The sequence below is a fragment of the Pseudomonas sp. AFG_SD02_1510_Pfu_092 genome, from assembly GCF_003331055.1.
Classification (GTDB): Bacteria; Pseudomonadota; Gammaproteobacteria; order Pseudomonadales; family Pseudomonadaceae; genus Aquipseudomonas.
Map to the genome: position 1 here is coordinate 1 of NZ_PUQD01000089.1, position 14,519 is coordinate 14,519.

The 14,519-nt window shown below is 64.5% G+C and carries 12 protein-coding genes; 6 read left to right on the forward strand and 6 right to left on the reverse strand.

Translation table 11 applies throughout. The features are described 5' to 3' along the window. Positions 1-149: 149 nt before the first annotated feature. Entirely contained in the window at positions 150-755 is a 606-nt protein-coding gene (locus C6A77_RS23940) for an outer membrane beta-barrel protein (protein WP_114171836.1), read from the reverse strand. A 153-nt stretch (positions 756-908) separates the two neighbouring features. Between C6A77_RS23940 and C6A77_RS23945 the strand changes: the two genes are divergently transcribed. Continuing rightward, positions 909-1,700, forward strand: a complete 792-nt coding sequence (locus C6A77_RS23945; protein WP_114171837.1) for a dienelactone hydrolase family protein — start codon at positions 909-911, stop codon at positions 1,698-1,700. An 80-nt stretch (positions 1,701-1,780) separates the two neighbouring features. Continuing rightward, positions 1,781-2,482 (forward strand): 4'-phosphopantetheinyl transferase superfamily protein, encoded by a 702-nt coding sequence (locus tag C6A77_RS23950; protein WP_114171838.1) that lies wholly within the window; start codon positions 1,781-1,783, stop codon positions 2,480-2,482. 3 nt (positions 2,483-2,485) lie between these two features. Here C6A77_RS23950 and C6A77_RS23955 read toward each other — a convergent pair whose 3' ends face one another. Both C6A77_RS23955 and C6A77_RS23960 read right to left on the reverse strand, forming a co-directional pair. Then, positions 2,486-4,093, reverse strand: coding sequence for an ATP-binding protein (locus C6A77_RS23955; protein ID WP_114171839.1), 1,608 nt, complete (start codon positions 4,091-4,093; stop codon positions 2,486-2,488). After that, positions 4,090-4,785, reverse strand: coding sequence for a response regulator transcription factor (locus C6A77_RS23960; RefSeq protein ID WP_114171840.1), 696 nt, complete (start codon positions 4,783-4,785; stop codon positions 4,090-4,092). Before C6A77_RS23960 ends, C6A77_RS23955 begins: the two co-directional genes overlap by 4 nt. 794 nt (positions 4,786-5,579) lie before the next feature. On the opposite strand from C6A77_RS23960, the gene C6A77_RS23970 reads away from it, so the two are divergent. The 4 genes from C6A77_RS23970 (at position 5,580) to C6A77_RS23985 (ending at position 11,938) form a co-directional block, all read left to right on the forward strand. After that, positions 5,580-8,459 (forward strand): ribonucleoside-diphosphate reductase subunit alpha, encoded by a 2,880-nt coding sequence (locus C6A77_RS23970; protein ID WP_114171841.1) that lies wholly within the window; start codon positions 5,580-5,582, stop codon positions 8,457-8,459. Between the two features lie 138 nt (positions 8,460-8,597). After that, on the forward strand, positions 8,598-8,729 hold the full coding sequence (locus C6A77_RS26135; RefSeq protein WP_275937131.1) for a hypothetical protein: 132 nt from the start codon (positions 8,598-8,600) through the stop codon (positions 8,727-8,729). A gap of 511 nt (positions 8,730-9,240) precedes the next feature. Next, the gene (locus tag C6A77_RS23980) at positions 9,241-10,491 is read left to right on the forward strand and encodes a ribonucleotide-diphosphate reductase subunit beta (RefSeq protein WP_114171843.1); all 1,251 of its coding nucleotides are present in this window, start codon (positions 9,241-9,243) and stop codon (positions 10,489-10,491) included. A 139-nt stretch (positions 10,492-10,630) separates the two neighbouring features. Beyond that, entirely contained in the window at positions 10,631-11,938 is a 1,308-nt protein-coding gene (locus C6A77_RS23985) for a sorbosone dehydrogenase family protein (protein ID WP_114171844.1), read from the forward strand. A 113-nt stretch (positions 11,939-12,051) separates the two neighbouring features. On the opposite strand, the gene C6A77_RS23990 is transcribed toward C6A77_RS23985, so the two are convergent. From C6A77_RS23990 to hda, 3 genes are all read right to left on the reverse strand, one after another. Continuing rightward, positions 12,052-12,585, reverse strand: coding sequence for a C40 family peptidase (locus C6A77_RS23990; RefSeq protein ID WP_114171845.1), 534 nt, complete (start codon positions 12,583-12,585; stop codon positions 12,052-12,054). A 139-nt stretch (positions 12,586-12,724) separates the two neighbouring features. After that, positions 12,725-13,375 carry a C40 family peptidase gene (locus C6A77_RS23995; protein WP_114171846.1) on the reverse strand — a complete coding sequence of 217 codons (651 nt, stop codon included), beginning with the start codon at positions 13,373-13,375 and terminating at the stop codon, positions 12,725-12,727. Between the two features lie 127 nt (positions 13,376-13,502). Further along, positions 13,503-14,210 carry a DnaA regulatory inactivator Hda gene (hda, locus tag C6A77_RS24000; protein WP_003252443.1) on the reverse strand — a complete coding sequence of 236 codons (708 nt, stop codon included), beginning with the start codon at positions 14,208-14,210 and terminating at the stop codon, positions 13,503-13,505. Positions 14,211-14,519 lie beyond the last annotated feature (309 nt).

Consider the following 14,519-nt stretch of genomic DNA (forward strand, 5'->3'; position numbering starts at 1 on the left):
CCCCCCCCCCGTTCCCCGCCCCCCCCCGCTCCTTCCCCCGCCCGCCCCCCCCCCCCCCCCACCCCCCCCCCCCCCCCCGGGGGCGGGGCGCCGGGGGGGGGGGGGGGGCCCCCGCGAAAGGGCCAGTACAGGATAACCCGGCTCGCCCGTCAGAACTTGTAGCTTGCCGCCAGGTAGGTCTGCGCGCTGCTGGTCAGGCGCAGGGTGCCGTCCTTCGGCCCGCCGTGCGCGCCCACTTCGGTGGTGGCGTTGCTGCGCAGATAACGGTAGCCCAGCTCCACCGAAGCCTTGTCGGTGATCTCCTGGATCACCCCTGCCTGCAGGCCGTACGCGTAACCGTAGTCGGTATCGCGGCTGGCACCTGGCGAATCCTGGGTCAGCTTGGTCACGCCCAGGCTGCCGCCGCCGAACAGCTTGGTGGTGTCACCCACCGGCAGGAACAGGTCGTAGCTGCCCAGCAGGTTTTCCTGGCGCAACTTCAGGCCGCTGTGGTCGCCCGAGACGTTGTCGTAGGTCATGTAGTAGCGGCCCTGGTCGTTGATCTTGCCCACGCGCACGCCCCAGGTGTCGTCCTTGCCGATGATGCCGTCGGCGTTCAGGTGGTCGGTGTTGCGCTGCAGCAGGCCGGACTTGCGAACCTTGTCGCTGGTCTGGCCATAGGTCAGGCTGGCGAAGTTGTCGTCAGCGGCCTGGGCGCTGGTGATGCCGGCGGCGCAGACGGCCATGGCGGCGAGCAGGGTGTGGAAGGTTTTCATGGCAGGTTACTCCGGTTGGGTGCGCTGTTTCGGTCTGGGAGCTAGAGTAAGCAGGGCACCCTGAACCGCGACTGAACCCTGGCTGAACCGCGGCTGAACGAACCGTTTGCACAACCCTTGGCAGAACCACTTGTGGAATTAGGAGTAGTGACCATGCGCGCCCTGCTGGCCTTGACCCTGATGTGCAGCGCCGCCCTCGCCCAAGCGGCGGTACAAACCCGTGAGATCCCCTACCAGGACGCCGACGGCAACCGCCTGGTCGGCTATTACGCCTATGACGATGCGGTCGAAGGCAAGCGCCCGGGCATTGTCGTGGTGCATGAATGGTGGGGGCTGAACGACTACGCCAAGCGCCGCGCCCGCGACCTTGCGGCGCTGGGCTATAACGCGCTGGCCATCGACATGTATGGCGACGGCAAGCACACCGAGCACCCCGCCGATGCCCAGGCATTCATGGCAGAGGCGCTGAAGGACCCGAAAGCGGCTGCGCGGCGCTTCGATGCCGGCCTCGAACTGCTGAAACTGCAGCCGAACACCAACAAGCATCAACTGGGCGCTGTCGGCTACTGCTTCGGTGGCAAGGTGGTGCTGGATGCCGCACGCCGCGGCGAAAAACTCGACGGTGTGGTGAGCTTCCATGGCGCGCTGGCTACCCAGACCCCGGCCAGGCCCGGGGTGGTTCGCGCGGATATCCTGGTCGAGCACGGCGCGGCAGACAGCATGGTTACCCCGCAGCAGGTAGAGGCGTTCAAGGCCGAGATGGATGCGGCCAAGGTCAACTATCAGTTCGTCAGTATCGACGGCGCCAAGCACGGCTTTACCAACCCGGATGCAGACCGGCTGAGCCACGGCGCGCATGGCGGGCCGGATATCGGCTACAACAAGGCGGCGGACGAAAGCTCCTGGGCGGACATGCAGGCGTTCTTCAAGAAGGTGTTCAAATAGAGATTGCCGGGGCCGCTCCCACAAGAATGCATTGCCACGCTAGCTGCCTTAGTGCCCGTACAGCTGGCACAATAGCCCCCATGAACACGCTCCCCGCCTGCTGTGCCCCGCTCCAGTACCACTGGCCCCTGCCCCGCCCGCTGCCCGGCGCGGTGCTGGTCAGTTGCGCCTTCGACCCCACGCGCCTGGCCGCCGACGACTTCCAGCGCGCCGGCGTGGTGCCCGGTGCCAGCCTGCAGCGTTCGGTGGCCAAGCGCCAGGCCGAATACCTGGCCGGCCGGGTGTGCGCCCGCGCCGCATTGCAGCGCCTGGACGGCCGTGACTACATCCCCGCCAGCCATGAAGACCGCTCGCCGATATGGCCGGCCGGCATCCATGGTTCGATTACCCATGGTCAAGGCTGGGCCGCCGCCGTGGTCGCCGCCGAAGGCCGTTGCAGGGGCCTGGGCCTGGATCAGGAAACACTGCTGGATGATGAACGCGCCGAACGGCTGGTGAACGAAATCCTCACCCCGCCCGAACGCGAGCGCCTGGACCGGCGCCAGCTCGGCCTTGCCGTCACCCTGACCTTCTCGTTGAAGGAAAGCCTGTTCAAGACCCTCTACCCGCTGACCCGCCAGCGCTTCTACTTCGAGCACGCCGAAGTGCTGGACTGGTCCGCCGCCGGCCTGGCCCGCCTGCGCCTGCTCACCGACCTGTCGCCGCAGTGGCGCCATGGTGCCGAGCTGCAGGGCCAGTTCTGCCTGCAGGACGGGCAGCTGCTCAGCCTGGTCAGCGTCTGAGCGCTACAGCGGGGCCTGCTGGCGCGGCCAGTTCAGGCTGAAGCACGCCCCGCCCAGCGCGGCGCTGCGCCCCACCGTGGCACGGCCAGCGTGCCAGTAGATGATCCGCCGCACGATCGACAGGCCCAGGCCATGCCCGCCCGAGGCACGCGTGCGGCTGTCGTCGAGGCGGGTGAACGGCGTGAAAATGCGGTCCCAGACGCCTTCGGGGATGCCCGGGCCATCATCCTCGACATCGATGCGGCAACGTTGCTGCCCCAACTGGTAGCTCAGGCGCACCTCGGTCTCGGCATGGCGCATGGCGTTGCCCACCAGGTTCTGCAGGGCCCGGTGCAGATAGCGCGGCTCGGCCTCGACCCAGGCGCCTTCGCCATCGGCACCCTGGCATGCACCGCGCACCACGCGCACCTCGGCGCGCAGCGGCGCGAGTTCTTCGATCACCCGGTCGAGCAAGGCATCCAGGTCGACCCGCTGGAACTTCAGCGCCGGCGCCCCCTGTTCCAGACGGGCGTAGGTGAGCATCTCGTCGACCAGTTTGTCGAGGTCCTGGATATCCCCGTCCATGCCCGCCAGGTGTTTGGCCCGGGCCTGCTCGGTGCTGGCGCTTTCGATCATCTCCAGGCCAAAGCGCAGGCGGGCCACCGGCGTGCGCAGTTCGTGGGACACCGCCCGCACCAGTTCGCGCTGCATGGTCAGCGAACGCTGCAGGTGCTCGGCCATGCCGTTGAAGGCCGCGGCCAGGCGCCCTACGGAGTCAGCGTCGCCCGCTGGCACACGGGTGTCCAGGCTGCCCTGGGCGATGCGCGAGGCGGCCACTTCCAGGCCTGACACACGCCGCTCCAGCTGGCGCACCAGCAGGTACACCACCAGGCCGATCAGGCACAGGCCGAGGAAGGCGATCAGGATCAGCAACTGCGGCGGGTACGGGTTGAGCTGGTACAACGGGCCGATTTCCAGCACCCAGGGCGAGCCCGCCAGCCCGGCGAACACGCGGATCGAGTCGCCATCCTTGCCCAGGGCCATCACCGTATCGCCCTCCTCGACCCGGCGCCGCTGGTCATCATCCAGGCTCACCCGCTCGATGCGCTGCAGCGCCACGCCAAAGCCGAAGCCCTTTTCCTGCTTGAGCTGGGCCAGGCGCTGCTGCTGTTCGGTCACCGGGTAGCGCACCAGTTCGTCGGCCAGCAGATAAAGGGTGGCCCGCGCCAGTTGCTCGCTGATCTGACTGATCTGCGCGACCAGCAACAGGTCTTCCTGGCCGACCTTGCGCAGCACCTGGGCCGCATGCGGGCCGGTCTTCTCGACCACCACCAGGCCACGGTACAGGCGTGCCCGCTGGCCGCCATCGAGGGTGCGCGCGGTCAGCGGCTGCAACGTCAGCGGCACGCCGAGCAGGCGCTCCCAGATCAACAGCGAGCGCTTGCGTTCGGTGTCGTTCTGCAGCGCCAGGTTGTCGGCCATCAGGCTGAACGTGCCCTGGGCCAGGCCCTCGCGATGCTGGGCGGCGCGCACTTCGTTGACCAGGTGCAGGCTCAGCGCCCCGAGCAGGGCCACCAGCACCAGCACGGCCAGCATGCCGCCATAGATGCGCAGAAAGATCGAATTGTTCATGGCGCCTCGCCGACGAACAGGTAGCCCTTGCTGCGCAGGGTCTTGATCAGCCTTGGCTGAAGCGGATCGTCGCCGATCTTCGGGCGAATTTTTGAAATGCGAATGTCGATGGAGCGGTCCTGGCCGTCATAGCCGACGCCGCGCAACGCAGTGAAGATCTGCTCGCGGCTGAGCACGCGGCCGGCATTGCTGGCCAGCAGCCAGAGCAGGTCGAATTCGGCGCCGGTCAGCTCGATCAGCTGTTCGCCCAGGCGCGCCTCGCGCAGGCGGTTGTCGATGCGCAGCGTGCCGAAGGCCAGATCGTGGCGCTTGCTGTCGGGTGCTTCGCTACGGCGCAGCAGGGCCTGGATGCGGGCCAGCAGCAGGCGTGGGCGTACCGGTTTGCACACGTAGTCGTCGGCGCCCAGGTCCAGGCCCTGAACCTGGTCGAGTTCATCGCTGCGGGCGGTGAGCATGAGGATCGGGCCGGGGTACTGGCTGCGTACCCGGCGGCAGATGCTCAGGCCGTCCTCGCCGGGCAGCATCAGGTCGAGCACCACCAGGTCGGGCTGGCTGTCGACGATGCGCCGCGCGGCGCGGGCGCCATCGCTCTCGACGCTGACCTCGTAGCCGTTGGCCTGCAGGTATTCGGCGGTGAGCTCGGCCAGGCGCTGGTCGTCTTCGACGATGAGGATGCGGGGTGCTTGGTCCATGGCCTCTGCCTTTGCTTGTTGTTTTTCTGTGGCCTGTACCGGCCCTTTCGCGGGTAAACCCGCTCCCACAGGGGAGCGGGTTTATCCGCGAAGAGGCCGGCACAGGCAACATAACCCTTTAACCCAAAAGCAACATCCCCTGTAGATACTACGGCTGCCACCCGGTACTGCCAACCTGCCCGCAGCCCGCTCGACTGAAGCGTTTTTTGTGATAGGGTTCGCGCCCGAAAAATTCTGCCCCGGGGCGGCAAGGCGCAGAAAAATACTGCAAACCACTTGGCACAAGGCCTACAGCGAATACCCACTATTCACTCACAAAGTACACACAAGTTATCCACAGGCGCTCGCCTTGCAAAGCCCCCCAGACCGCATTATCTTGTATCCCGATCGCAGCGAACCACTAGATATAGGGGTTCGTGCAAAATCACACACAAAAGTCAACCCGCAAGATCAAGCGATTCTTGCCGGTGAGCTTCAGGTGATTTCAGCAGCCAAACCGCTCCTGCGGAGGCGACCGAGGCAAGCCCTTTCAGGGCCTTGTTCGGGCATGAATGTGGCAGGCCGGGCCTGGCATTCATCAGCAACAGTTTTTGGGCACGGCCCAGAACCTTTGACTTCGGCCAGGGAGCGGCAAGCCATTGCCCCTTATTCCTGAGTCTGTCCCGAAGTCGGTACGCCCGCGCGGGCGGATGCGCATGCACTGCGCGTCCCCGCGAGGTTATCGAGCAAGTGGACGGAACGGTGGGCGCCCAAAAGGCGCCTGAACAATATAGAAACTGTGGAGACACCCACCCATGCAAACCGACACAACTCGCGAGAACCCGCAGGCCAAGGTGCCGCAGGCCGCCGATGCCAACCAGGATCTGGCCGCCACCGCTCCCGGCCAACTGCGCGTGATCAAGCGTAACGGCACTGTCGTCCCGTACACCGACGACAAGATCACCGTTGCCATCACCAAGGCGTTCCTCGCAGTTGAAGGCGGCACCGCCGCCGCTTCGTCGCGCATCCACGACACCGTCGCGCGCCTGACCGAGCAGGTCACCGCCACGTTCAAGCGTCGCATGCCATCGGGTGGCACCATCCACATCGAAGAAATCCAGGACCAGGTCGAACTGGCCCTGATGCGCGCCGGCGAGCAGAAAGTCGCCCGTGACTACGTGATCTACCGCGACCAGCGTGCCAAGGAGCGTGCTACCCGCAGCAACGCCGACGCTGTGGTCGAGCCGCACCCGAGCATCCGCATCACCCTGGCCGACGGCAGCCTGGCGCCGCTCGACATGGCCCGCCTGAACACCATCATCAGCGAAGCCTGCGAAGGCCTGGCCGAAGTCGACGGCGAGCTGATCCAGCGCGAAACCCTGAAGAACCTGTACGACGGCGTGGCCATCAAGGACGTCAACACCGCCCTGGTGATGACCGCCCGTACCCTGGTCGAGCGCGAGCCGAACTACTCGTTCGTCACCGCCCGCCTGCTGATGGACACCCTGCGCGCCGAAGGCCTGGGCTTCCTCAACGTGGCCGAAAGCGCCACCCACCACGAAATGGCCGACCTGTACGCCAAGGCCCTGCCGGCCTACGTCGACAAAGGCGTCGAGTTCGAGCTGCTGGACCCGGCCCTGAAAGGCTACGACCTGGACCGTCTGGGCAAAGCCATCGACCACGAGCGTGACCAGCAATTCACCTACCTGGGCCTGCAGACCCTGTACGACCGCTACTTCATCCACAAGGATGGCGTGCGCTTCGAGCTGCCGCAGGTGTTCTTCATGCGCGTGGCCATGGGCCTGGCGCTGGAAGAGAAAGACAAGGAAGCCCGTGCGATCGAGTTTTACAACCTGTTGTCGTCGTTCGACTACATGGCCTCGACCCCGACCCTGTTCAACGCCGGTACCCTGCGCCCGCAGCTGTCCAGCTGCTACCTGACCACCGTGCCGGACGACCTCTCGGGCATCTACCACGCGATCCACGACAACGCCATGCTGTCGAAATTCGCCGGTGGCCTGGGCAACGACTGGACCCCGGTGCGTGCCCTGGGCTCGTACATCAAGGGCACCAACGGCAAATCGCAGGGCGTCGTGCCGTTCCTCAAGGTGGTCAACGACACCGCCGTTGCCGTGAACCAGGGTGGCAAGCGCAAGGGCGCCGTGTGTGCCTACCTGGAAACCTGGCACCTGGACATCGAAGAATTCATCGAGCTGCGCAAGAACACCGGTGATGACCGTCGTCGTACCCACGACATGAACACCGCCAACTGGATCCCTGACCTGTTCATGAAGCGTGTCTTCGATGACGGCAAGTGGACCCTGTTCTCGCCTTCGGAAGTGCCAGACCTGCACGACCTGACCGGCAAGGCCTTCGAAGAGCGCTACGAGTACTACGAAGCCCTGACCGAGTACAACAAGATCAAGGTGTTCAAGACCGTCCAGGCCAAAGACCTGTGGCGCAAGATGCTGTCGATGCTGTTCGAGACCGGCCACCCATGGCTGACCTTCAAGGACCCGTGCAACCTGCGTTCGCCGCAGCAGCACGTGGGCGTGGTCCACAGCTCGAACCTGTGCACCGAGATCACCCTGAACACCAACAAGGACGAGATCGCGGTCTGCAACCTGGGCTCGATCAACCTGCCGAACCACATCGTCGACGGCAAGCTGGACACCGCCAAGCTGCAACGCACCGTGAACACCGCCGTGCGCATGCTCGACAACGTGATCGACATCAACTACTACTCGGTACCGCAAGCGCGTAACTCGAACTTCAAGCACCGCCCGGTCGGCCTGGGCATCATGGGCTTCCAGGACGCGCTGTACCTGCAGCACATCCCGTACGGTTCCGACGCGGCCGTCGAGTTCGCCGACAAGTCGATGGAAGCGGTCAGCTACTTCGCCATCCAGGCGTCGTGCGACCTGGCCGACGAGCGCGGCGCGTACGAGACCTTCCAGGGTTCGCTGTGGTCCAAGGGCATCCTGCCGCTGGATTCGCAACAGATCCTGATCGAGGCGCGTGGTGCCAAGTACATCGACGTCAACCTGGAAGAGTCGCTGGACTGGGCGCCGGTCCGTGCCCGCGTACAGAAAGGCATTCGTAACTCGAACATCATGGCCATCGCGCCAACCGCGACCATCGCCAACATCACCGGCGTGTCGCAGTCGATCGAGCCGACCTACCAGAACCTGTACGTGAAATCGAACCTGTCGGGCGAATTCACCGTGATCAACCCGTACCTGGTCCGCGACCTGAAGGCCCGCGGCCTGTGGGACTCGGTCATGATCAACGACCTGAAGTACTACGACGGTTCGGTGCAGCAGATCGAGCGTATCCCGCAAGAGCTGAAGGACCTGTACGCCACCGCGTTCGAAGTCGAGACCAAGTGGATCGTCGATGCCGCCTCGCGTCGCCAGAAGTGGATCGACCAGGCCCAGTCGCTGAACCTGTACATCGCCGGCGCCTCGGGCAAGAAGCTGGACGTGACCTACCGCATGGCCTGGTACCGTGGTCTGAAGACCACCTACTACCTCCGTGCCCTGGCCGCGACCAGCACCGAGAAGTCGACCATCAACACCGGCAAGCTCAACGCCGTTTCCAGCGGCGGCGACAGCGCCCCGGTCCAGGCAGCGGGCCCTGCGCCAGTGCCGAAGGCCTGCGCGATCGACGAGCCTGACTGCGAAGCCTGCCAGTAAGGCCTGAGTGCCGCGCGGGGTGCCCATGGGTGCCCCGCGCGGCATTTTTGTTTCTGCGCCACGGAGAAACCTTGCCCTTTGCCCACTGCTCGCGCAGCTCGGTAAAAGAACAGGGCCTCTTCAGAAAAGGACGTAACCATGGCGCGGAAAAAAGTGGCAGCTCGCAAGATAGGTCGCAACGCGGAAACCGGCCGCTTCACCTCGGTCGAGCAGGCGCGCAAGCACCCCAAGACACACATCGTCGAAACGCTGCATAACCCTCGCGGCTAGTGCCCGCCTGAACTGGCCCTATCGCCGGCAAGCCAGCTCCCACAGGTACTGCATCACCCTTGCGCCATGCGCGGTATCTGTGGGAGCTGGCTTGCCGGCGATGAGGCCAGATCAGGCAACACAAAACCCCACAAAACACCATATCGTGTGCCTTTAAATTTAAACTGGCACAACATATAGGTTAGCGCTAAACTCTCCCCCCGTAGAAAACCACACACGACTTCGTGAACGGACGCACGCCAGACCGGTCGAAAAAGTCATCTTCGCCCGCCAGACACGCGCCCCGATCGAAGGCGAATTCCGGTATACTGCGCCCCCTCTGAAAAGGGCACCTATTCAATTGTCCCTGGCCCCTTTTGAAGGCTTGGCCAGGTACAAGCCAGAACACACCAGATGTAAACGAGAGTCAGCCTCTCGAGCTGTCCATTCGCCGTAACGGCCTTGCGTCAGGCATCACATTCTTAACATCCAACCGGTTGCCCCAGGGCGACCCTCAAGCAGGAGCCAAACCATGCTGAGCTGGGACGAATTCGACAAGGAAGACGGCGAAGTAGCCGCCAAAGGCAACACCCCTGCGCAGGCCACTGCCGCCGCCACCCTCGACAAACTCGACAGCGCCGGTGGTGCCGCCGCCCTGGAAGCCCGTGCCGCCACTGCCGACGACTCCGACGCAGTGAAGCGCGCCAAGGCTGCCCTGAACGACCTCGACATCGCCGAAGGCCTGGCCGAGCTGGAAGGCTCCAGCGCCCGCGTTCGCGTTGACGAAAAGCGCATGATCAACTGCCGCGCCGACCTCAACCAGCTGGTCCCGTTCAAGTACGACTGGGCCTGGCAGAAGTACCTCGACGGCTGCGCCAACCACTGGATGCCGCAAGAGGTCAACATGACCGCCGACATCGCCCTGTGGAAGAGCATGGACGGCCTGACCGAAGACGAGCGCCGCATCGTCATGCGCAACCTCGGCTTCTTCTCCACCGCCGACTCGCTGGTCGCCAACAACCTGGCCCTGGCCGTGTACCGCCTGATCACCAACCCGGAGTGCCGCCAGTACATCCTGCGCCAGGCCTTCGAAGAGGCGATCCACACCCACGCCTACCAGTACTGCATCGAGTCGCTGGGCATGGATGAAGGCGAGATCTTCAACATGTACCACGAGATCCCGTCGGTGGCGAAGAAAGCCGCCTGGGGCCTGAAGTACACCCGCGCCATCTCCGACCCGGAATTCAACACCGGCACCGTCGAGACCGACAAAGAGCTGCTGCGCAACCTGATCGCCTACTACTGCGTACTGGAAGGCATCTTCTTCTACTGCGGCTTCACCCAGATCCTGTCGATGGGCCGCCGCAACAAGATGACCGGCGTCGCCGAGCAGTTCCAGTACATCCTGCGTGACGAGTCGATGCACCTGAACTTCGGTATCGACGTGATCAACCAGATCAAGATCGAGAACCCGCACCTGTGGGATGCGGCGATGAAGGAAGAAGCGACCCAGATGATCCTGCAAGGGACCCAGCTGGAGATCGAATACGCCCGCGACACCATGCCACGCGGCGTGCTGGGCATGAACGCGGCGATGATGGAGGACTACCTCAAGTTCATCGCCAACCGTCGCCTGACCCAGATTGGCCTGAAGGAAGAGTACCCAGGGACTACCAACCCGTTCCCGTGGATGAGCGAGATCATGGACTTGAAGAAGGAGAAGAACTTCTTCGAGACCCGTGTGATCGAGTATCAGACTGGCGGGGCGTTGAGCTGGGACTGATCGCCCATAAAGCCACCGAGCCAAAGCCATCTCAGTGTCAAAAGCTGAGGTGGCTTTTTTTTGCGCGCCCTGCAAGGCCGGGAACCCGACGAACTCCGCCGACCTCTCAATTCCATAGGCCTTCCGAGAGGACCCACCCATGAAGCCGCTGATACCCTTGTTGCTCGCCGCGAGCCTGACCGCCTGCGGCGAAACCGCCCTGCTGGATGTAAACGACGGTATCGGCCCAAGCCCCCAACTGCCCGCTCCGGTCAAGACGGCCTTGCCTACCGTGAACATCGCCCCGGCAGTGGGCTGGCCGGAAAACACCAAGCCCAAGGCTGCACCAGGCACTCAAGTGCAGGCGTTCGCCAGCGGCCTGGACCACCCCCGCTGGCTGTATCTGCTGCCCAACGGCGACATCCTGGTAGCCGAAACCAACGCACCGCCCAAGCCCGAAGACGGCAAGGGCCTACGCGGCTGGGCGATGAAAAAGATCATGGCCCGCGCCGGCGCAGGCGTCCCCAGCGCCAATCGGATTACCCTGCTGCGCGATGCCGACCACGATGGCGTAGCAGAAATGCAGCTGCCCTTCATCGAAGGGCTCAACTCACCGTTCGGCATGGCCTTGGTGGGCAAGGACCTGTATGTCGCCGATACCGACAAGCTGCTGCGTTTTCATTATGAACCAGGGGCCATGCAGATCAGCGGCGACGGCCATGTGGTCACCGAATTGCCCGGCGGCCCGCTGAACCACCACTGGACCAAGAACGTGATCGCCAGCCCCGACGGCAAGAAGCTCTACGTGACGGTAGGCTCCAACAGCAACGTGGGCGAGAACGGCCTGGACCAGGAACAGGGGCGCGCGGCGATCTGGGAAGTGGACCCCGCCAGTGGCCAGCACCGGCTATTCGCCACCGGCCTGCGCAACCCCAACGGGCTGGCCTGGGAGCCGCGCAGCGGTGCCTTGTGGACGGCAGTCAACGAGCGCGACGAGATCGGCAGCGACCTGGTACCGGACTACATCACCTCGGTGAAGGAAGACGGTTTCTATGGCTGGCCCTATAGCTACTACGGCCAGCATGTAGATGAGCGCGTGCAGCCACCGGCCCCGGAAAAAGTCGCCAAAGCGCTGGTGCCCGATTATGCGCTCGGTCCGCACACGGCATCGCTGGGCCTGTCGTTCGCCGAACCGGGGGGCTTACCGGCGCCGTTTGAACGTGGGGCATTCGTCGGCCAGCACGGCTCGTGGAACCGCAAGCCGCACAGCGGCTACAAGGTAATTTTCGTGCCGTTCGACAGCTCGGGAAAACCTTCGGGGCAGCCGGTGGACCTGCTTACCGGGTTTCTCAATAAACAGGGCAAGGCCATGGGCCGTCCGGTGGGGGTGATCAGCGATGGACAAGGTGGTGTGCTGGTGGCCGATGATGTCGGCAACGTGGTGTGGCGGGTGAGCAAGGCGCCATGAACCTGGGTGCCAGTAATGCTTGGCAAGCCAGGCTCCTACAGGACCATGCCGTACCTGTGGGAGCTGGCTTGGCGGCGATGGGCTGCGCAGCAGCCCCCTGATTACGCGATCGCTCAGGGGTTCTGCGCCAGATGCCCCGGCGGGATCACGCGTTTGGCTTGCAGATACGCCTTGGCCCAGTAGCTGTTGGACAGGTAGTCCAGGCGCACCGTGCCGCCGCTGGATGGCGCATGCACGAAGCGCCCCTCGCCGACGTAGATGCCCGCATGGCTGACCTGCGAGCCGCCACTGGTGGCGAAGAACACCAGGTCACCCGATTGCAGCGACTTGGCGTCCACGGTCGGCGCCCGCATGACGATCATCTCCCGCGTCGAGCGCGGCAGGCTGATGCCGGCGGCATCACGGTAGACGTACTTGATCAGGCCACTGCAATCAAAGCCGGAGTCCGGCGTGTTGCCGCCCCAGCGATAAGGCGTGCCCACCAGGCCGATGGCACGGATCAACACATCGTCGGCAATCGGCGAAGCGTCGGGCTGGCTGTAGGTGATCTGCGGCTGTACCACAGGGGCCGGCGCTGGCGCGCGGCTGGAGCAGGCAGCCAGCAAGGCCGCCAGGGAGAAAAATGCGAAGCGCGCCATCTTTACCATGGCCAGAACATCCTGTCTGAGGTCGTGGGGCCGCAGCCGAAAAGAGTTGAGAATTTAGATTAGACGCTTTCTATAAATGCGCACGGCGGCGAGCTTTTTTCAAAGCATCGCCGCCGCGGCAGGGTACATCATTTTGCCATCAGTTGCGCGCGATATTGGTCGGCGCCATGGCCAAGGCACGCTTGGCTTCGATGAAGGTCTTGCTCCAGTAGCGGTCACCGAGGCTGTCGATGCGCACGCCACCACTGCGGCGGCTGCTGGAGTGGATGAACTGGTTGTCACCCAGGTAAATGCCGGCGTGGCTGACGCGGCCGCGGCCGTTGGTGCTGAAGAACAGCAGGTCGCCTGGCTTGAGCTTGTTGCGGGCGACTTTCGGGGCATCGACGTTGATCATTTCACGCGTCGAACGCGGCAGGGTCACGCCCGCCTCTTCGCGGAACAGGTAACCGATGAAGCCACTGCAGTCGAAGCCGGACTTTTCCGAGGTACCACCGAAGCGGTAGCGGGTGCCGATCAACGACATGCCACGCTCGAGAATGCTGTCAGCCAGGGCCGGCAACTGGTAAGGCTTGCTGCTGGAGAAGGCCTCCAGGTCATCTTCACTGGCCGGCTCTTCCGGTTCGCCGAATACCGACGAGGGCGAGGCCTTGGCCTTGAATGCCGACTGTGCAGCGATGGGGGTGTGATCCTGGGACTGCGGCTCTGAATGAGAAGCCGGGCCTTGGGCCGCGCAGCCAAAAAGCAGGGTCACGAGTGCGAGTGGCACGAGGGGTGCGAAGCGCTTCAGCATGGGCACGACCGTGTCTGTAATCCTTTAGAAGGGGGAAACTATGCCTTCTATCATGGCCATTTGCAAATTTTATCGAAAAAGATGTGACTTTTTTGTTTTGCCGCTCTGGCCCAGCGTTTTCAGGGGGTTACCAACCCAGGGTTTCCTTGAGGAAAGGAATGGTGAGCTTGCGTTGCGCCTGCAACGAGGCCTGGTCGAGGCGTTCCAGCAGGTCGAACAGCGCGCTCATGCTGCGCGCGCCGCGGGTGAGGATGAAGTGGCCGACCTCGTCGGTGAGGTGCAGGCCACGACGCGAAGCGCGCAATTGCAGGGCGCGCAGCTTGTCTTCGTCCGACAGCCCACGCATCTGGAACACCAGCGCCAGGGTCAGCCGCGACTTCAGGTCCGGCAGCTTGATCGGCAGCTCGCGCGGCGATGCCGAGGCTGCCAGCAGCAGGCGTCGGCCGCTGTCACGCAGGCGGTTGAACAGGTGGAACATGGCTTCTTCCCAGTCGGCCTTGCCGGCGATCACATGCAGATCGTCGATGCACACCAGTTCGTACTGGGCCAGGTAGTCGAGCAGCTCGACGCCACGATCGAGCAGTTGCGCCAGCGGCAGGTAGACGGCGGGCTCGCCGCGCTGCTGGAAACGGTGGGTGGCGGCCTGCAGCAGGTGGCTACGGCCAACGCCTTGCTTGCCCCACAGGTAGATAAGGCTCTCGGTCCAGCCGGCGTCGGCTTCGCACAGCCGCTCGACGTAGCCCAATGCCGCAGCATTGGCGCCCGGATAGTAGTTGATGAAGGTGGCGTCATCGCGCAGGCGCACACCCAGGGGCAACTGGATCGGTGGTTTCATGCTCGCGGGCAGTCGGCAGGACCGCAGGGGGCCTTTGGTGAACAATCTGCAAAGTCTATACCCGCAGCGCGGGGTGCACAATCACGGCAGCGGATAGCCCAAGCAAAATCAACAAGTTGCGCCATTATGGGGCTGCGTTGCAGCCCATCGCCGGGGGGGCGGGGCCCCCCCCCCCCCCCCCCCCCGGCCGCCGGGCCGGGGGGGGGGGGGGGGGGGGGGGGGGGGGGGGGGGGGGGGGGGGGGGCGGCCCCCCCGGGGGGGGGGGGGGGGGGGGGGGGGGGGGGGGGGGGGGGGGGGGGGGCGGGGGGG